Raw genomic sequence first — 17,813 nt, 5'->3', positions numbered from 1 at the left:
CCGGGCGGTCCTGGCGGAGGTCAGACGGTCTTGACGACCTCGTCGTAGGCGAGGCGCGGCAGGCGGGGGAACCAGGCGTCCTCGCCCGGCTTGCCGATGTTGACGACCATCAGCACGCTGTGGTCGCCGTCCAGGAACTCCTTCTCGATGCCCGCGGCGTCGTAGCCCGTCATCGGGCCGGCGGCCAGGCCGGCGGCGCGGACGCCGATGATGAAGTACGCGGCCTGCAGCGCGCCGTTCAGCGCGGCGGACGACTCGCGGACCGGGCGCTCGGAGAAGAACGCGTCCTTGGCCTGCGGGAAGTGCGGCAGCAGGGCCGGGAGCTCCTCGTGGAACTCGTTGTCGGTGGCGAGGATCGCGACCAGCGGGGCGGTCGAGGTCTTCGGCTGGTTGCCCTCGGACATGTGCTTCACCAGGCGCGCGCGGGCGTCGTCGGAGCGGACCAGGACGACGCGCAGCGGCGACTGGTTGAACGCGGTGGGGCCGTACTTGACCAGGTCGTAGATCGCCTGGACCTGCTCGTCGGTGACCGGCTCGTCGGTGAAGGTGTTGGCGGTACGGGCCTCACGGAAGAGGAGGTCCTGGGCGGCGGGGTCAAGAGTGAGGGACATCGTGCGGATTACCTTCCGGCTTACGCGTGGATCAAGCGGCACGGACCACCGTAGGGGAGAAGTAGGTTAACTTTCAACTAAAGGTGGAGCGGAGTGACCTGTTCCACAAGCCGCACGTCTTCCTCGCAGGCGAAACGCGCCTCCCGTAACGGGGGAAAGGGGATATTCGGCCGCCGGTCGGGCTCACCCGTCGGCGGGCGTCGTCGGCCCGGGGGAGAGAGGCGACGGCCGGGCTCAACCGCTGGCCGGGCGTCTTCAGTCCTCGCGGGCCGCGCCCAGCCCTCGTCGGCGGTGCTCGTTCCCCGTGCTCAGTCCTCGCGGGCCGCGCCCAGCCCTCGTCGGCGGTGCTCGTTCCCCGTGCTCAGTCCTTGCGGGCCTTGCTCGGCCCCGTGCCTGGCCCTGTCTTCAAAGTGCCGTCGCACGGCGGGCGGCAGTTCGGAGACAGGGTCTGGCCGAGGGCTCCGGCCAGCCGGCCCCTGGTGTCCCCGTGCTCAGCCTCGCGAGCCGCTCAGCCCTCGTCGTCGGCCGGAGCGCCGTCGGCCCGCCGGGAAGCCTCGCCGCCGTCTCCCGGGGCGGACGGCCCGGCCAGGGCCGCGTCCAGTCGGGCGCGGGCGCCCTCCAGCCAGTGCCGACACACCTTTGCTAGCTCCTCGCCCCGTTCCCACAGGGCAAGGGACTCCTCCAGCGTCGTGCCGCCCGCCTCCAGGCGGCGCACCACCTCGATCAGCTCGTCACGCGCCTGCTCGTAACCGAGCGTGCTCGTGGCAGCCGTCGTGGTCCCGTCGTCCGTCATATGCCCACCCTACGTTCCGGCCCGCCAGGGGCCTCGGCGTCGTCGTCTGTCATCGCGTTCCCGTCCGCGTGCCGGAGTCCCGGGGCGCCGCGCCGACGCCGCCGCCCTCCGCGTACCGGACGCCCCGCCGCTCACTCGTCGACCCGCACCGCGAACTCGCCGCCCGACACCCGCGCCCGGAGCACCTCGCCCGCCGGTCCCGCGTCCTCGGGCGTGCGCACCACCCGGCCGTCGGCCCGTTGCAGCACCGCGTATCCGCGCTCCAGGGTCGCCGCGGGCGACAGCGCGACCACGCGCGCCCGGGTGTGGGCCAGCTCCGAGTCCGCCCGGTCCAGCAGATGCCCCAGCACCCGTCGGCTCCGCCCGGTCAGCGCGTCGATCTCCGACGCCCGCTCGTCCACCATCCGCTGCGGACGCTCCATCGCCGGCCGGGCCAGCGCGTGCGCCAGCCCCCGCTCCTCCCGGTCCAGCAGCCCCCGGACCGTCCGCAGCGCCCGGTCCCGCAGCTGTCCGACCCGGTCCAGTTCCTCGCCGACATCGGGCACGATCTTCTTCGCCGCGTCCGTCGGCGTGGAGGCGCGCAGGTCCGCGACCAGGTCGAGCAGCGGGGAGTCCGGCTCATGGCCGATCGCGGAGACCACCGGCGTACGGCATGCGGCGACCGTACGGATCAGCTGCTCGTCCGAGAACGGCAGCAGGTCCTCCACGCTGCCGCCGCCCCGGGCCACGACGATCACATCGACCTCGGGCAGGTCGTCCAGCTCCTTCACCGCGCGGACCACCTGGTTGACCGCGTGCACCCCCTGCACGGCCGTGTTGCGCACCTCGAACCGCACCGCGGGCCACCGCCGCCGGGCGTTCTCCAGCACATCGCGCTCGGCTGCCGAGGCCCGGCCGCAGACCAGCCCGACCAGCTGGGGCAGGAAGGGCAGCGGCTTCTTCCGGTCGAGCGCGAAGAGCCCCTCCGAGGCCAGCGACCTCTTCAGCTGTTCGAGGCGGACCAGCAGCTCGCCGACGCCGACCGGCCGTATCTCCGTGGCCCGCAGCGACAGCTGCCCCCGGGGCGCGTACCACTCGGGCTTGGCGAGGACGACGACCCGCGCCCCCTCCGTCACCACGTCCGCGATCCGGTCGAAGACCTGGCGGAAGCACGTCACCCCCACCGAGACGTCCCGCGAGGGGTCGCGCAGGGTCAGGAAGACCACACCGGCCCCCGGGCGCCGCGACAGCTGGGTGATCTGCCCCTCGACCCAGACCGCCCCCAGCCGGTCGATCCACCCGCCGATGAGCCGCGACACCTCACCGACGGGCAGCGGGGATTCCGCGGACGTTTGGAGAGCCATGCGGGTGAGCGTATCCGTCCGCACCGACAATCGACCGCTGCCGAACCGGCCACGGCCGAACCGGCCACGGCCGAACCGGCCACGGCGTTCGCGCCCCGGGCCGTCCCATGCCCCGGGCGGTCCCTGCGCCCCGGGCGGTCCCTGCGCCCCGGGCGGTCCCTGCGCCCCGGGCGGTCCCTGCGCCCCGGGCCGTCCCCGTACCTCAGCCTCGGACCGGCCGCACGGAAGCGCCTCGCCGTCCGGCCCCGTCACGTCGGTCGTCTCGCACCGCTCCTGTCGCACGGGTTCCGTCGCGCCGGTCGTGTCGCGCCGGTCGTCTCACTCCGTTCGCCGCCCCCACTGCACCGCCAGCACCACCAGACCCACGCCCAGCCAGCACACCCCCACCATCTGCGCGCTCGCGGTCGCCTCCGCGATCACCGCGACCAGCACCCCCGCCCCCACCACCGGCACCAGCACATGCCGCCACCAGCTCGGTGCCCCCGCCATCCGGCGCACCGCGAACCAGCCGACCACCGACGCGTGCAACAACACGAACGCCGTCAGCGCCCCGATGTCGACCACCGACACCAGACGGTCGAGCCCGTCCGGGCGGCGGGCCGCCCACACCGCGGCCACCAGCGTCACCGCCGCCGCCAGCGCGATCGCGAACCTCGGCACCCCGGACCGCGCGTCGACCCTGGACAGCAGCGACGGCAGCCGGCGCTCCCTGGCCATCGCGAACACCAGCCGCCCCGCCGCGGCCTGCCCGGCCAGCGCCGCGAAGGCCGCCCCGACCGCCTTGCTGACCGCGACCAGATCGTGCAGCCAGGCCCCGACCGACGCGTCCACCGTGTCGTAGAACGCCGATCCCTGCGCGGCCGGATCGGCGGCCAGCTCCGCCGAGGACACCGGCTCCAGCAGCGCCGCCAGATACCCCTGCGCCACGAACAGCGCGCCCGCGAGCACCAGGCAGAACAGCACCGCCCGCGCCACCTTCGCCGAGCCGCCCGTCACCTCCTCGGCGAACGAGGCGATCGCGTCGAAACCCAGATACGACAGCACCGCCACCGACACCGCGCCCAGCACCGCCGACACGGCGAACCCGCCGTCACCCGTGAACGGGGTCAGCCAGCCGCGCTGCGCCCCGTCCCGCACCAGCACCACCACCGCCGACACCAGGAACACCAGCAGCACCACGATCTCCAGCGCGAGGACCGCGAAGCCGACCCGGGCGGCGGCCCGTACGCCCCACAGATTGAGCAGCGTGGTCACCACGACCGCCAACGCCGTCCACACCCACCGCGACACCGACGGCACGAGCGCGTTCAGCGCGATCCCGGAGAAGAGATACGCCACGGCCGGGATCAGCAGATAGTCGAGCATGGCCATCCAGCCGGCGACGAACCCCGCACCTTCCCCGAGCCCCTTGCGCGCGTACGCGAAGACCGAACCCGCCAGCGGGGCCACGCGCACCATCTGGGCGTAGCTGAAGGCGGTGAACGCCATGACGACCGTCGCCGCGACGTAGACCAGCGCGACCGCGCCGCCCGACTTCGCGTCGAGCGTGCCGAACACCCCGACCGGCGCCATCGGCGCGATGAAGAGGAGCCCGTAGACCACCAGATCCCGGAATCCGAGCGTCCGCCGCAGCCGCCCCGGCTCCTGACGCGCCCCCACCAGGCCAGCGCCGACGCTCTCCCCGGCACTGCCGCCTCCCGCCGCGGGGTTCCCCTCCCCGGCACTGCCGCCTCCCGCCGCGGGGTTCCCCTCCCCGGCACTGCCGCCTCCCGCCGCGGGGTTCCCCTCCCCGGCACCGCCGCCTCCCACCGCGGGGTTCCCCTCCCCGGCACCGCCGCCTCCCACCGCGGAGTTGCCGTCACCGTCTCCGCCGCCGCTTCCGTTCCCCGGCATGGACCCCTCCGTTCCTCGATGCCCCGAGGCGAGCCCCCGTCGATCGTGTACGCATCAGTCTGGCTACCCGGTCGATCTTCCGCGCGTCGGCGCGGCCTTACGATGGGCGCATGACTGCTACGACACCCCGCCGCGTCCTGCTCGCCGCTCCCCGTGGCTACTGCGCGGGCGTGGACCGTGCCGTGATCGCCGTGGAGAAGGCCCTGGAGCAGTACGGCTCCCCGGTCTACGTACGCCACGAGATCGTCCACAACAAGTACGTCGTGCAGACCCTGGAGAAAAAGGGCGCGATCTTCGTCGAGGAGACCGCGGAGGTCCCCGAGGGCTCGATCGTGATGTTCTCCGCGCACGGCGTGGCGCCGACCGTGCACCAGGAGGCGGCCGAGCGGAAGCTCGCCACGATCGACGCCACCTGCCCCCTGGTCACCAAGGTCCACAAGGAAGCCGTCCGCTTCGCGCAGCAGGACTTCGACATCCTCCTGATCGGCCACGAGGGCCACGAGGAGGTCATCGGCACCTCCGGCGAGGCCCCCGACCACATCACGCTGGTCGACGGCCCCGAGGACGTCGCCGACGTCGAGGTGCGCGACCCGTCGAAGGTCGTCTGGCTCTCCCAGACCACGCTCTCCGTCGACGAGACGATGGAGACGGTCGGCGCGCTCAAGGAGAAGTTCCCGCTCCTGATCTCGCCGCCCAGCGACGACATCTGCTACGCCACGCAGAACCGGCAGACCGCGGTGAAGCAGATGGGCGCGGACGCCGACCTCGTGATCGTCGTCGGCTCCAAGAACTCCTCCAACTCGGTCCGCCTGGTCGAGGTCGCGCTCGGCGCCGGCGCCCGCGCCGCCCACCTGGTCGACTTCGCCGAGGAGATCGACGAGGCCTGGCTGGACGGCGTCTCCACGGTCGGCGTCACCTCGGGCGCCTCCGTCCCCGAGGTGCTGGTCGACGGCGTGCTGGAGTGGCTGTCGCAGCGCGGCTTCGAGGACGTGGAGATCGTGAAGGCGGCCGAGGAGTCCATCACGTTCTCGCTGCCCAAGGAGCTCCGCCGCGATCTGCGCGCCGAGGCCGCCGCGTTCCTGGAGAAGTAGCCGCCGCCCGCGCCCGCGCGGGAAGCGCCCGGACGGGAAGCGCCCGGACGGGAAGCGCCCGGACGGGCGCGGGGGCGTACGCCGCCGGGGTACGCCCCCGCGCCCCCTGGGGCGTATGGGGCTTCGCGCCCCGGCGCGTACGCGTACGGATTTCGCGCCGGGGCGGACGCGGTTCGCGCGCGGTGGCTCCGCGCTCCGGGGAGTGGGCCGGGCCGTCTGCCCGTACCGTGGATTCCATGGAGATCTTCGGTGTGGACATCGGCGGATCCGGAATCAAGGGCGCTCCCGTTGACATGGACCGCGGAAGTCTGGCGCAGGAGCGCTGCAAAGTGGTCACCCCGCACCCGGCCACGCCCGAGAAGGTGGCCGACAGCGTGGCGGAGGTGGTCGGCCACTTCGACTGGTCGGGCCCGGTGGGCATCACCTTCCCGGGCGTGGTCACGGACGGCTGCACCCGTACCGCCGCCAATGTCGACAAGACCTGGATCGACGCGGACGCCCGCAGGCTTCTGGGCCAACGGCTCGGCCTCCCCGTCACGCTCCTGAACGACGCCGACGCCGCCGGTGTCGCGGAGATGACCTTCGGCGCCGGCCGGGGCCGCAAGGGGACCGTGATCCTGCTGACCTTCGGTACGGGGATCGGCAGCGCCCTCTTCGTCGACGGCAAGCTCGTCCCCAACACCGAGCTGGGCCACCTCCAACTGAACGGCCACGACGCGGAGACGCACGCGTCCACCAAGGCCAAGGAGGACGAGGACCTCGGCTGGCACCACTGGGCGCGCCGGGTGCAGAAGTACCTGAGCCACGTGGAGATGCTGTTCTCGCCCGAGCTCTTCATCATCGGCGGCGGGATCAGCCGCAAGGCCGACAAGTTCCTCCCGCTGATCGAGCACGTACGGGCCGAGATGGTACCGGCGGAACTGCAGAACGACGCGGGCATCGTGGGCGCGGCGATGGCGGCGTCCGCGACCTGCGCGTAGGCGCGGCGGCTGAACGCGGCGGCCAGGGCGCAACACAAGGATTCCGCGCGAGGCGAAGACCCCGCACGAGGCGAAGGACCCCGCACGAGGCGAAGGCTGCCCTGCATGAGGTAAAGCCCCTGTGCACAGGGGTGTTTCCGGGTGTGTCCGGGCGCGTCCGAGCACATCCGGGCGCATCCGGCGGGCCCGTCAGTGGCGGGGACGGCGCTGCCGCCCGCGGGGGGTGCGGGGCGTCTGCGCGGCGGACACGGCCCGGCGCTGCCGCTGCCTCAGCCGCATCATGCGTACCTTCCGTACGGTGGCGATGAGCCCGGCGACGAGCGTGCCGCCGTACAGCCAGCCCGCGTGCACGGCGAGAGCGGTGACGAGCGCCATGGTCTGGCCCCCGAAACCGCCCTCGCCGCCGGAGACCGGGATGATCCCGATGGCGAACGCGATCGGCGCGATGATCGGGGCGGTCACCAGGTCGGCGGGCCGTACCCACAGCGCGGTCAGCGCGCTGACCGGCAGGAACAGCACCCCGAACACGGTCGGCGAGCCGTCGAGCAGCAGCGAGTCGAGGCATGCCAGCACGAACATGACGGCGGAGGCGAAGAGCCCCGCGCCGATGCCGGTCAGCCGGGGATTGGGCAGCCTGCGCAGCGCGAGAACCACGGGCGGCACCGGCCGGGACCGGCCGCCCGGCTTCGCGTCCACCACCGGGTAGACGGCGGCGGCCTCGTCGATGGTGCCCTGCGGGGACAGCGGGGCCTGCTGCGGCTGCCTGCGCTGCGGGGGACGTGTCCTGTGCTGCTCCACCGTGACAACGTAGGTCGCCGGACCGGAGGAAGCAGGTGCGGGACACGCCCTTTGGGTGACGTTGGGGGTGAGTTCGATGTCATACGGTCGAACGGGAACCGAACCACTGTTCTAAGTGCGATCGAATCGCCCCCTCTGCCCGATCGCCTTCCATTTATCTCTCATGCCCCGATTGCCTCTTCCATCCCGATCGGCGAACGCCCCCCGGTTCCCCATCCGAACACCCCCCGGCCCCCATCCGAATGCCGCCCCCACCCGACGGTCCGGCCGCCCGGTGGTCCGGCCTCGCCACCGCCCATCTGCCGGCCGATGCAGCCCGGGACACCGGCTCCGACCCCTGGTTGCCGGGCTGCCCGGTCGCCCCCGCCCGTAGACTGGAGAATCGGCCCACCCGGGCCGAGCCCACTCCGCCCTCCCATCCCTTCAGGAAGTCGCCAACGTGTCGCTCACGATCGGAATCGTCGGTCTGCCGAATGTCGGCAAGTCGACCCTGTTCAACGCCCTGACCAAGAACGACGTGCTGGCGGCCAACTACCCGTTCGCCACGATCGAGCCCAACGTCGGCGTCGTCGGCGTCCCCGATGCGCGCCTGAACAAGCTGGCGGAGATCTTCGGCTCCCAGCGCCTGCTGCCCGCGACCGTCGACTTCGTCGACATCGCCGGCATCGTCCGGGGCGCCTCGGAGGGCGAGGGCCTGGGCAACAAGTTCCTCGCGAACATCCGCGAGTCGGACGCGATCTGTCAGGTCATCCGTGCCTTCAAGGACGAGAACGTCGTCCACGTCGACGGCAAGGTCTCGCCCAAGGACGACATCGAGACGATCAACACCGAGCTGATCCTGGCCGACCTCCAGTCCGTCGAGAAGGCCGTCCCGCGCCTCACCAAGGAGTCCCGCCTCCAGAAGGACAAGGTCGCGGTCCTCGCCGCGGTCGAGGAGGCCCAGAAGATCCTGGAGTCCGGCCAGACCCTCTTCGCCGCGGGCATCACGGCCGGCACCGAGAAGGGCAAGCTCCTCCACGAGCTGCACCTGCTCACCACCAAGCCCTTCCTCTACGTCTTCAACGTCGACGAGGACGAGCTGGTCGACGAGGACTTCAAGAACGAGCAGCGCGCCCTGGTCGCCCCCGCCGAGGCGATCTTCCTCAACGCCAAGATCGAGTCCGAGCTGATCGAGCTCGACGACGACGAGGCCCTGGAGCTCCTACAGTCCATGGGCCAGGACGAGCCCGGCCTCGCCACCCTCGGCCGTGTCGGCTTCGACACCCTCGGCCTCCAGACCTACCTGACGGCGGGCCCCAAGGAGGCCAGGGCCTGGACGATCAAGAAGGGCGCCACCGCCCCCGAGGCGGCCGGTGTGATCCACACCGACTTCCAGAAGGGGTTCATCAAGGCCGAGATCATCTCCTTCGAGGACCTGGTCGAGACCGGCTCCGTCGCCGAGGCCCGCGCCAAGGGCAAGGCCCGCATGGAGGGCAAGGACTACGTCATGCAGGACGGCGACGTCGTGGAGTTCCGCTTCAACGTCTGAGCGGATGAAACGACGCCGCGTCGCTCGACGTGGCGAACACACAGGTCAGAAGGGGTCGAACTCTCATGAGTCCGGCCCCTTCGGCACATCCGTGCCGCGCACGGAACCACCCTGGTGTGTCACCGCTCGCCCACGGCCCGGTCGGCGAGTGGTTCGAGCATCGGCTGGAAGGACGAGTCCTCCTCGTCGAGGACGTACGGGAGGAAGCCGTCGGGGACGGTGCGGGCGGCGGTGGCGAGGAGGCGGGCCAGGACGTCGCGCTCGGTGGCCGGGGGGAGCCGGAGGGCGGCGAGCAGTCGGTCGCGGACGGCGGGGTGGTCCGGGTGGTCGTCGAGATAGTCGGCGTTGAGGGCGGGAGGGCGGAAGCCGGCCAGGGCGTCGTGCCAGGACGGGAGGACGATGACGAGGGTCAGGGCCTCGGCCAGGGACTCGGCGATCAGGGATGCCCGGCCCTCGGAGTCGGTGTAGAGGACGGGGCGGGGGCCGCCGGGGGCGGCCGGGCCGCAGAGGTAGTGGGTGCCGCCCGCGTTGCAGCCGGCGACGGGCTCCACCGGCAGGCTGTTGGGCAGGGCGATCGGCTCGATCGGGTCGGTGCGCGTGGGGTCGAACTCGCCGTCGCGGGCCAGGTAGGAGGCGACCTCGGGATGCTCGCTGATCCTGCGGAGCAGGGCGGCGTCCGAGAGTGCGGTCGGGTTGAGGGCCGCGGTGATCGCGGGAGTGAGGGGGAGTCCGGCGAGGACATGGCGGACGGCGTCGAGGGGAACGGGGCGTTCGTAGTAGTCCTCGAAATGGGCCCGGACGGCCTCGGGGGAGCGGTCGGTGAGCAGGCCGAAGAGGAAGCCGGAGCCGTCCGGGTCTTCGCTGCCCGGCGGGAAGGCGATGGCCGAGCCGGTGCGCCAGGCCGTGTCTCCCGCCACAGACAGGCGGTGACGCGAGGGGCGTCGATGCCCTCGTCGCGGAAGGCGGGTTCGTTCAGGAGCGGGCTCAGGGCGGCGGGCACCTCGTCGATGACGCCGGGCCAGACCCGCTCGCCGTCCGTCCCGTACGGGCTCATCTCCGACTCGTGATCGAAGCCGCGTATGAGCACGCCGGCCGGGGTGAAGAGCACGGAGAAGTCGTCTCCCGAGCCGTTCTCCATCAGGGCCGCCTCTTCGTCGGGACCCCAGGCCGTGTCGAAGGTGTGGCAGCGGAACCGCGGATCGTCGCCGATCGCGGCGTCCAGAACGGCCAACGCCCGGAGGTGGGCGCGCAGTTCGGCGGGGTCGGGGAGGCGGGCGGCGGTTTCGTGCACGGTGCTCATGGGGCCATGGAAGCATCCGCCACTGACAGCGGGCGGGCCGGACGGGCCGCGACCGCGCCGGATCCGTGCGGGACGCGATCTCGAAGTCCCGGGGCTCGGCCTCTCCTGGTCAGCGGCACAGCTCTTCGAGCAGGCGTTGGAGCCGGGGGCCGTCGAGGGGGGTGCGGTGGGCGAGGAGGTTACGGGCCTCGCGCAGGGTGCGCAGCCGCCGGCGCTCGGCGGGGGTGAGGGCGAGGGCGCCGTCGCAGTGGGCGCTCCACATCGCGCCGAGCTCCAGCATGGAGAGGGCGGAGTCGGTGGGTTCCGGGGCCGTGCCGGGTTCGCGTCGTGGGCCGTAGTCCTGCGCGAGCCGGGCCGGCGGTACCCGTGTCCGCAGCCGGACGGTGGCGGTGAACTGCTCCCGGGCGTCGTCCAGGAGCGGCAGCAGCACATGGTTCTGGGCCAGCCACACATGGGCGGACACCGCCTGATCATGCGTGAGGTCGTAGCTCGGGTGACGGCGGAATCTGCCGTCCCAGCTGTCGACGGCGCCCGCGTTCCACGCGGCGAGCAGTCGCTCGTCGGGGCGGTGGCCGGGATGCCGGGCGTTCTCGGCCCGCTGCGGCGGGACGACCGCCGGTCCGGGCAGATCCGCGATCACGCCGCGGAGCGCCGACGTCAGGGCCTCCGGGCTGCCGTTCCAACGCCCGGCCAGGGCGGCGGCGACGTCGAGGAACGGGCCGCACACCTCGGTGATCGTGGCCTGAGTCACCGCCTCCCGCAGCTGCCGGCGCTCCGTGACGGAAGCCAGCAACGGGCGTGCCAGCGCGACGACCGTGGCGGTGTCCAGGCGACCGGTGGCGCCCCACCACCAGTGCACCGCGATGTCCTCGCGGGCCAGCTGATCGGGCAGGCCGCTCGGCAGATCGTCCGCGGAGGCCACGACCAGGGCCCTGGGGCGCCGGCTCGGCGGCAGACCCGCCTCCTTGGCCGTGGCCACCAGCCGCCGCAGCAGATGGGCGGCGGCTGAAGGCACCGGCTCGCACCAGGCCCGTACGACCACCGGACGGGTCTCGACGGCGCCGGCGTCGCCGCCGGTGAGCCGGGCCAGCACGTTTCCGGTCGGGTCCGGGCCGAAGCGGTCCGCGTCGTCGGCCGGGGGCAGCTCCTTGGCGAGCCGCTCCAGGAGCCGGGCCAGCGCCTCCGCCGGGGCGGGCGGCGGCTCCGGCTCCGGCTCGGCGGGCCGGGGAGCCCTCGGCGCGATCAGGTCGGGCAGCCCGTCGTCGAAGTCGGGCACCGGGGCCAGACCGGACCACGGGCCGCCGGCGGCGGGGAGCCGGGGCGGCGGCACGGAAGGGGCGGCGGCCGGGGCGACGGGTTCGTACGAGGGCAGCAGCACGAAGTCGGAGAGCTCGTGCAGCACCTCGCCCAGCAGCCATTCGGCCCGGTCGCCGCCGTCCAGCACGCTCCGGGGCAGCAGCCACAGACAGCTGCGGCCGCTGTTCAGATCGGCCATCAGGCGGCCGAGCCACACCCGTATTCCCGGCAACGAGGCCCCGTCGACGGCGGCCGCACCGATCACGACTCCTTCCCCAGCGTGGCGATCGCGCGGAAGGTGACGAGGTCGAGTGCGTAGCCGTCCTCGTCGTCGTCCAGCACGCCGTGGTCGGCGAGCCGGTCGGTGAACGAGCGGACCTCGGTCAGGTCGAGTCCGGTCACGGCGGCGATGTCGCCGTGGTCGCAGCCCTCACCGGGCTCGACGTACTGCACCCAGTCGGCCAGCAGGTTCCGCATGTCCGGGGTGAGCTCGACCCGGTCGAGATGGGTACGGGCGACCTCCTTCTGGGCGAACTGAGCCCGGATCGCCTCCAGGGCGGCCTCCAGGGTGAACCCGCCCCGGGTGGCGAAGTCCACGGTGCGTTCCACCAGGCTGGGCCAGCCACCGGTGGTCTCCATCAGCCGACGCCGCTTGTCCGGGGTGTCGAACGGGCACTCCGGCCAGGCCCGCAGGCTGTCGGCGTTCCACCGCTCCGGTCGCAGCACCCGGGCGGCGTGCTCCTCGTCGAGGACGTCCCGCGCGCGCGGATCTACCAGGACGATTCCCGCGCGCTCCGGCGCCGTGTTGCCACGCGCCGTGTGCCGGCGCAGCCGGTCCAGGCTCCGGCCGAGCGTATCCGGACCGCAGTAGCGCAGATCGGCGAAGACCACACTGGAGTCCTTGCTCCGGGTGTCCTGGGTGAGCACGTCCACGAGCTCGTCGGGGACGGCCGTGCGCACGTCCAGGCCCCGCGCGTCCGCGTAGGAGCGGATCGCCGGTTCCATCAGCTCCGGACCGTGCGCCTTCGTCAGCCGCACCACGGTCAGACCGGGACCGGTCGCCTCATACAACTGCTGTTCGGTGAGGGGGCTGTACCGGTTCGCGCCGGACCGCTCGCCCGACCCCAGCAGGCGGCGGGAGAACCGCGGGTTGTAGTCGTAGGGCAGGCTGAACTCGGTCTGGCGAAGCTCCAGTTCGAGGTCCTCACGGGTGCCGAGCATGTGCACCACGTTGGGACTGCGCACCGCGTAGCGACGGCGGTCGGCCTGCTGGATCAGCAGGCCGAGCCCCACCATCTCCTCCAGATAGATCTTCACGTCACTGGCGGTCAGCCGGCTGAAGCCCTCCGGCCAGTTCCGCTTGGCCTCGTTGAGCAGTTCGTCGGCGTCGTAGCCGCGCCGGAAGCCGTCGGCCTGGCTGCGCAGCGCGATCACCAGGGCGAGCACCCGGTACCGGTCCTCGAGGTTGATGGTCAGCCGCAGCCGCTCGGCGATGTGCCGGTGTACCTCGGGGGAGCTCGTCACGGCCCGCACGTCGTCCTCGGTCACCGCGATCGGCCACCGTGCCGAGCCCAGCGGCTTCTCCCGCAGCGCGGTGACCAGGCGCTCGCAGAAGATCTGCACCAGGCAGGCCTGGTAGTTGGTGGCCGCCAGCACCCGCCAGACCAGCTCCGGTCGCTCGAAGCGGTAGCCGAAGGCCGCCATCGGCTCGACCACCAGGTGCTGCGCCTCGGCCGGCTTGAGCGGGCCGATCAGCTCCTCACCGCCGTGCGCCAGGGGCACATTGGAGAGTCGGCTGAACCGCTGCACCTGGTGCAGACCGGCGAAGACCACCTTGAAACGCCGGTCGGTGCTGTCCATCAGCCCCTTGAGCCGGGCCACGTTGGCGAAGGTGCCCTCGCCGCCGCTGCCGCGCACCGCCTTGGAGTCGGCGGTCAGGAAGGCGTCCGCCTCGTCGGCGAGGACCAGCACCCGCCGCTCGCGGTTCTCCTCCAGCCAGCGGCGCACCTGTTCCAGCAGCACGTCGGGGGAGACCGCCGTGGACACTTTCGACCCCAGCACCCCGACGCGCTTGAGCTCGGTGGCCAGCACCGGCCAGATCCGGTCGGCGGGCTCCGCCTCGCCCACTCCGCGTGCCTTCAGGTCCAGGTAGACGGCCTTGTGGTCGGGGGTCGCGGGGAAGTCGGCCTCCACCTTCCGCAGTAGCGCCGACTTGCCCAACTGGCGTCCGCCGTAAAGGAAGAGAGCGCCCAGCCGGTCCTTGACCGCGGCGATCTCCCGGGTCCGGCCGTAGAAGACCTCCGGCGGGACCAGCCCGGCCACGAACGGCGTGTACGGATTGAAGCCGGTCCAGGGCAGAGTCACGCGCTGCAGCGCCCGGAACGACCTCGGCGAGCGCGCGGCGACCCATCCGAAGACCGCCGGGTCCACCACCAGTGCCTGCTGCGCGGAGGTCCGCGCGCGCGACGCCATCGCCCGGCGGCCGGCCGTGCCCAGGGGGTACAGGTAGAGGATGACGCAGGCCCCGGAGTCGCCGCGGTCGAGCAGCTCCAGAGGGCTGCGGCCGCGCTGTTCGTCCGACACCACCAAGATCGTGTACGTGGTCGCCGCGGAGCCGAGTTCGGCGACGTAACCCGGAGCGCTCTCGCTCGCCCGGAGCTTCGCGGTCAACCGGAGCGTGCCGCGAAGCTGGCGGTTGTCGTCCCGGGCCGGAGGCCTGCCCTCCAGGCCGAGCAGCCGCAGCACCGAGGGCACGTGCTTCTGCCACTCCATGCCGCGCGTGGAGGGCTTGCTGAGCGCGTCCCAGGAGTCGATCCCGGCCAACGCGCCCTCGGTCAGCGGCTCGCCGTCCGCGTAGTGCTCGGCCCACGGCCTCGCCGAATAGCCCTGCTGGCCCGCCTTGACCGGAGTGACCGACCCCAGGCCCGACACGAACCGCTCCAGGTCCTCGCCGCGGTCCGTGCCGTTCCACTCCGGCAAGGGCTCTCCCTTGCGCAGCAGCGCCAGGCATTCCTCCGCCGTGACCGTGTCGCCCGCCGCCAGCAGCGCGGACAGCCGCTCACGGTCCGCGTCGGTGAGCGTGAGCGCCCCCAACTGCTCACGCAGCCGGCGTACATACGCCTGGACCCGCTCCCGCAGTTCCTTCTCCAGCCGGCGGATGGCCTCCACCGTGGAGCGGAAGGCGCCGTCCGGTGTCGGGCGCTCCAGCTGTTCGAGCCGGCCCACCAGTTCCCGCTCGGTCACCAGATCGAGGCTCTGGGCGCGCAGCTCCGCGAGCAGTCCGGCGGTGACCCGGTGGGTTTCGGCCCGTACATTCGCCCAGCGGGCCCACTGCGCGTCACGACGGATCCGCCAGTCGGGGAGCAGGGCTTCGGGGCCGGCGTCCGCGGCGGGCACCAGCCCCTGCTCCAGCGCATCCACCAGGGCGTCCGCCAGGTGCAGGTCCCCGCGCGTGGCATAGGCCGTCGCCACGGCGGCCATGTCCGCCGGCTCCAGCAGCGACAGCACCGCCCGGGCGAAGCCGGGAGCGTCCGGAGCGGGTGCCCCCTCGGGAGTGCGGGGCAGGTCCGGGGCGGCCAGCAGGGCCTCAGCGGCGGGTATGAAACCGGCGCCCGGGAACGCCCCCGTCCGGTCGTCGGCGACATCCGGCAGCCGCCGGGTCACCGCGGGGCGCCCGTCCCCGATGAGCCAGCGCCGCAGGCACAGCAGCGCCGTTCCCTCGACCCCCGGCAGGGGCGGCAGGTCCCGCACCTGGGCGAGCGCGTGGCCCAGCGCGGTGACGGTGTCGCTGCGCTCCTCGACGTCCGGCGCGGCGAGTGCCCGGGCCTGGGAGAGGAGCGTGACGACCTGTTCGATCCGGTTGAGCAGGGAGCGTTTGGCCTTGGCCTCGATGGGTTCCTTGGCCTGCTTCGGGGTGCGGATCGCCGCGTCGGCCTCCTCGATGATCCGCTCGGAGGAGTCCCGCTTGCGGAAGGTCTCCCATGCCTCGTCCAGCACGGACGCGTCGGCGTCGCCGGAGGCCCATGCGCGGACGGCCCCCAGCGCGCGGCCCAGCGGCTGCTCCGGACGCGTCAGCAGGTTCTGGACCTGGGTCGCCCGCGCGTAGCCGATCTTGCGTTTCGGCAGGTCGGCCTGGAGGCGCTCGGCCTCCTCGGCGAGCCCGGAACGCGTCAGCGTCGGGCCCGTCTCCGTGCCGAGGCGCAGCCCGGCGGGGTCCACTCGCTGATAGTGCCGCAGGACGTCGACGGCACATCGCAGCAGCCGGCTCCACGGGCCGGAGAGGGAGGAGCAGGGGTCCGCCTGCAGCAGCAGGTCGTTGGGCCAGCCCACGACCAGCCCCGCACGGACGGAGGCGACGGCCGCCGTGACCAGGGCCGGACGGTCGCCCTGCATACTCTCCGGGTCCGGGACGAACCGGGTCATCACCCGGGTCGCGTCCTCGGGCGTGCCGCAGGAGAAGGCGGCGTCCGCGAATGCCAGGCACTCCGCACGGTGCCCGGGCTCGTCGGACGCGACGGTCAGCCAGTACGCCTCCTGGAAGCGGTCCGCGCCCACCAGCCGCTCGACGGGGGAGACACCGGTGTCGCCCTCGGCCCCGGCCCCCTCGGCGCCGGCCATGGGAGCGGCCCAGGGCAGCACCGGTTCCTCGGGCCGCTCCGGCCGGGAGGCCCCCGGTCGGCGGGACGGGGCGGGCTCGGGCTCCGGCTCGGACTCGGTGCGTTCCGGTTCCGCGGATGCCGTGGGCTCCGCGGATTCGACGGAAGTCGCGGAAGCCGCGAAGGCTGCGGCGGCTGCGGATTCCGCAGGGGCTGCGGATTCCGTGGAAGTCACGGAGGTCACGGGCTTCCCCGGCCCCGGGGCCCGGGAGCGATCCGCGTCGGCGACGTCCGCCGGGCCGTCGGGAGCCGGGGTCGGGGCGGGCCGGTGGGGCCCCCCGCCGGTCGCGTCCGAGGGCCGGGAATCCGAAGGACGCGCCGGGTCCCCGGTTTCCGCGGCACTCGCGTCGTCCGGGGCTGCCGCTGAGCTCTGCTCGGCCGCCTGCCCGCCCTGCTCGGCCTCGGCCGTCGGGGCGTCCTCGGCCGCCTCCGGACTCTTTCCGTCCGTGGCCGTCGGGGCGTCCTCGGCCGGCTCCGAGCTCTGCCCGGCCTCGGCCTTCAGGTTCTCCTCGACCGGGGCCGGGGAGGGGGCATCGGCCATCGCGTCGGGCCGGCCGTCGTCCGCCGCGCTCCGGGGGGCCGGGACCGCCGGGTCCGCGGGCCCGGGCCGGACTCCGGCGGTCAGCTCGGCGATCTCGGCCTCAAGCGTCCGCAATGTCGTACGCAGCGGCTCCAGGTGGGCGGCGCCGCTCTGCTCGGCCTGGTCCAGCACGGGCAGCAGGGCCTGCCGTTGCTGGTTGAGCCCGGCGAGCCGGACGCTCCGGGCGGCCTCCCGCTCCTGTTCTTCCCGAAGTGCCTCGACGATCGCCCGGAGTTCGTCGAATCCGTCCTCGTCGGTCCACTCATGCCCCGCGTCCCGGCACCGGCACGCCATGGCCTCCCGCTGTCGCGCCCAGGCGGCGGCAGACTCCTCCAAGGCGTCGGGCAGGGGGAGCCCGCCGGACACCCGTTCCGCGGCGAGCCGCAGTGCGTCCGCGGCCTCCGCGGCCCGGGCGCGCAGCGCGTCCACGGCGGCCGCGAGACCGGAGGAGTCGCTCGCCTTCCCGGGCGCGCCCGCGGCCGTGTCGGCCGCCTCGCGCGCGGCGGGCTGCGCCGCCTCGGCCTGCTCGTTCGTCACAGCGTCTCCCATGTCCCCGGCCTGGCGGTCTGCTCCGGCGTTCAGGTCACCGTGCTGGTCCTGCTCGGCGATGCCTTCGTCGGAAGCACCGTCGTGGTGATGGCCTTCGGTCTCCCCGCGCGAGCCGACGACGGGCCGGTCGGCGGCTTCCAGCAACCGGTCCCAGTAGCGCTCGGCCAGGGCCCGCCGCGGAGTGCCGTCCTCCAACAGCATGGAATGCAGGATGAGCCGGGCCAGTACCGGAGGCAGTTCCCCGGTCATCGCCTCAAGGGCGTCGATGTCCGTACCGAGGGGATCGAGCGGGCCCTCCTCGGCGTGCGGGGGTCTGAGGCGGTCGACGAAATCGGCGGCCGCGTCGGCTATGTGCTTCAAGTCGCGCGCGGACGCCCGTCTCAGGCAGGCTCGGGC

The 17,813-nt window shown here is 73.1% G+C and carries 12 protein-coding genes; 4 read left to right on the top strand and 8 right to left on the bottom strand.

The genetic code is table 11. The annotated features are described in order from the left end of the window. Positions 1 to 20: 20 nt before the first annotated feature. The 4 genes from WA762_RS32235 to WA762_RS32220 all read right to left on the bottom strand — a co-directional run bounded on the left by WA762_RS32235 (position 21) and on the right by WA762_RS32220 (position 4,409). Positions 21 to 611 carry a malonic semialdehyde reductase gene (locus WA762_RS32235; RefSeq protein ID WP_335940773.1) on the bottom strand — a complete coding sequence of 197 codons (591 nt, stop codon included), beginning with the start codon at positions 609 to 611 and terminating at the stop codon, positions 21 to 23. A gap of 508 nt (positions 612 to 1,119) precedes the next feature. After that, positions 1,120 to 1,404 (bottom strand): exodeoxyribonuclease VII small subunit, encoded by a 285-nt coding sequence (locus WA762_RS32230; protein ID WP_335940771.1) that lies wholly within the window; start codon positions 1,402 to 1,404, stop codon positions 1,120 to 1,122. Between the two features lie 131 nt (positions 1,405 to 1,535). Beyond that, the gene (gene xseA / locus WA762_RS32225) at positions 1,536 to 2,747 is read right to left on the bottom strand and encodes an exodeoxyribonuclease VII large subunit (RefSeq protein ID WP_335940769.1); all 1,212 of its coding nucleotides are present in this window, start codon (positions 2,745 to 2,747) and stop codon (positions 1,536 to 1,538) included. A 318-nt stretch (positions 2,748 to 3,065) separates the two neighbouring features. Beyond that, positions 3,066 to 4,409, bottom strand: coding sequence for an APC family permease (locus WA762_RS32220; RefSeq protein WP_335940777.1), 1,344 nt, complete (start codon positions 4,407 to 4,409; stop codon positions 3,066 to 3,068). 341 nt (positions 4,410 to 4,750) lie between these two features. On the opposite strand from WA762_RS32220, the gene WA762_RS32215 reads away from it, so the two are divergent. Further along, positions 4,751 to 5,731 carry a 4-hydroxy-3-methylbut-2-enyl diphosphate reductase gene (locus WA762_RS32215; protein WP_335940767.1) on the top strand — a complete coding sequence of 327 codons (981 nt, stop codon included), beginning with the start codon at positions 4,751 to 4,753 and terminating at the stop codon, positions 5,729 to 5,731. Positions 5,732 to 5,967: 236 nt separating this feature from the next. Further along, the gene (ppgK, locus tag WA762_RS32210) at positions 5,968 to 6,711 is read left to right on the top strand and encodes a polyphosphate--glucose phosphotransferase (RefSeq protein ID WP_335940766.1); all 744 of its coding nucleotides are present in this window, start codon (positions 5,968 to 5,970) and stop codon (positions 6,709 to 6,711) included. A 189-nt stretch (positions 6,712 to 6,900) separates the two neighbouring features. Here ppgK and WA762_RS32205 read toward each other — a convergent pair whose 3' ends face one another. Continuing rightward, complete coding sequence (locus WA762_RS32205; protein WP_335940765.1) at positions 6,901 to 7,509, bottom strand: DUF6542 domain-containing protein; 609 nt, start codon at positions 7,507 to 7,509, stop codon at positions 6,901 to 6,903. Positions 7,510 to 7,948: 439 nt separating this feature from the next. On the opposite strand from WA762_RS32205, the gene ychF reads away from it, so the two are divergent. Beyond that, on the top strand, positions 7,949 to 9,037 hold the full coding sequence (ychF, locus tag WA762_RS32200; RefSeq protein WP_335940764.1) for a redox-regulated ATPase YchF: 1,089 nt from the start codon (positions 7,949 to 7,951) through the stop codon (positions 9,035 to 9,037). A 119-nt stretch (positions 9,038 to 9,156) separates the two neighbouring features. Here the strand turns inward: ychF and WA762_RS32195 are convergent, their stop codons facing one another. After that, positions 9,157 to 9,954, bottom strand: coding sequence for a hypothetical protein (locus tag WA762_RS32195; protein ID WP_335940762.1), 798 nt, complete (start codon positions 9,952 to 9,954; stop codon positions 9,157 to 9,159). 27 nt (positions 9,955 to 9,981) lie between these two features. Between WA762_RS32195 and WA762_RS32190 the strand changes: the two genes are divergently transcribed. Beyond that, entirely contained in the window at positions 9,982 to 10,104 is a 123-nt protein-coding gene (locus WA762_RS32190; protein WP_335940760.1) for a hypothetical protein, read from the top strand. 342 nt (positions 10,105 to 10,446) lie between these two features. Here the strand turns inward: WA762_RS32190 and WA762_RS32185 are convergent, their stop codons facing one another. Then, a complete protein-coding gene (locus WA762_RS32185) occupies positions 10,447 to 11,898 on the bottom strand; it encodes a hypothetical protein (RefSeq protein WP_335940758.1) in 1,452 nt (483 codons plus the stop codon). Further along, positions 11,895 to 17,777: a hypothetical protein gene (locus WA762_RS32180; protein WP_335940756.1), complete on the bottom strand. Its 5,883-nt coding sequence runs from the start codon at positions 17,775 to 17,777 to the stop codon at positions 11,895 to 11,897. Before WA762_RS32180 ends, WA762_RS32185 begins: the two co-directional genes overlap by 4 nt. Positions 17,778 to 17,813: the final 36 nt, after the last annotated feature.

This window comes from Streptomyces tyrfis, from assembly GCF_037034285.1.
Lineage (GTDB): Bacteria > Actinomycetota > Actinomycetes > Streptomycetales > Streptomycetaceae > Streptomyces.
The sequence above is the reverse complement of the archived record's forward strand: the minus strand, read 5'-3'. Positions and strand labels throughout refer to the sequence as shown.

What these genes read in the sequence shown, in the direction of transcription:
- WA762_RS32235 (WP_335940773.1), bottom strand. Translation starts at nt 611, where the DNA reads ATGTCCCTCACTCTTGACCCCGCCGCCCAGGACCTCCTCTTCCGTGAG.
- WA762_RS32230 (WP_335940771.1), bottom strand. Translation starts at nt 1,404, where the DNA reads ATGACGGACGACGGGACCACGACGGCTGCCACGAGCACGCTCGGTTAC.
- xseA (WP_335940769.1), bottom strand. Translation starts at nt 2,747, where the DNA reads ATGGCTCTCCAAACGTCCGCGGAATCCCCGCTGCCCGTCGGTGAGGTG.
- WA762_RS32215 (WP_335940767.1), top strand. Translation starts at nt 4,751, where the DNA reads ATGACTGCTACGACACCCCGCCGCGTCCTGCTCGCCGCTCCCCGTGGC.
- ppgK (WP_335940766.1), top strand. Translation starts at nt 5,968, where the DNA reads ATGGAGATCTTCGGTGTGGACATCGGCGGATCCGGAATCAAGGGCGCT.
- WA762_RS32190 (WP_335940760.1), top strand. Translation starts at nt 9,982, where the DNA reads ATGCCCTCGTCGCGGAAGGCGGGTTCGTTCAGGAGCGGGCTCAGGGCG.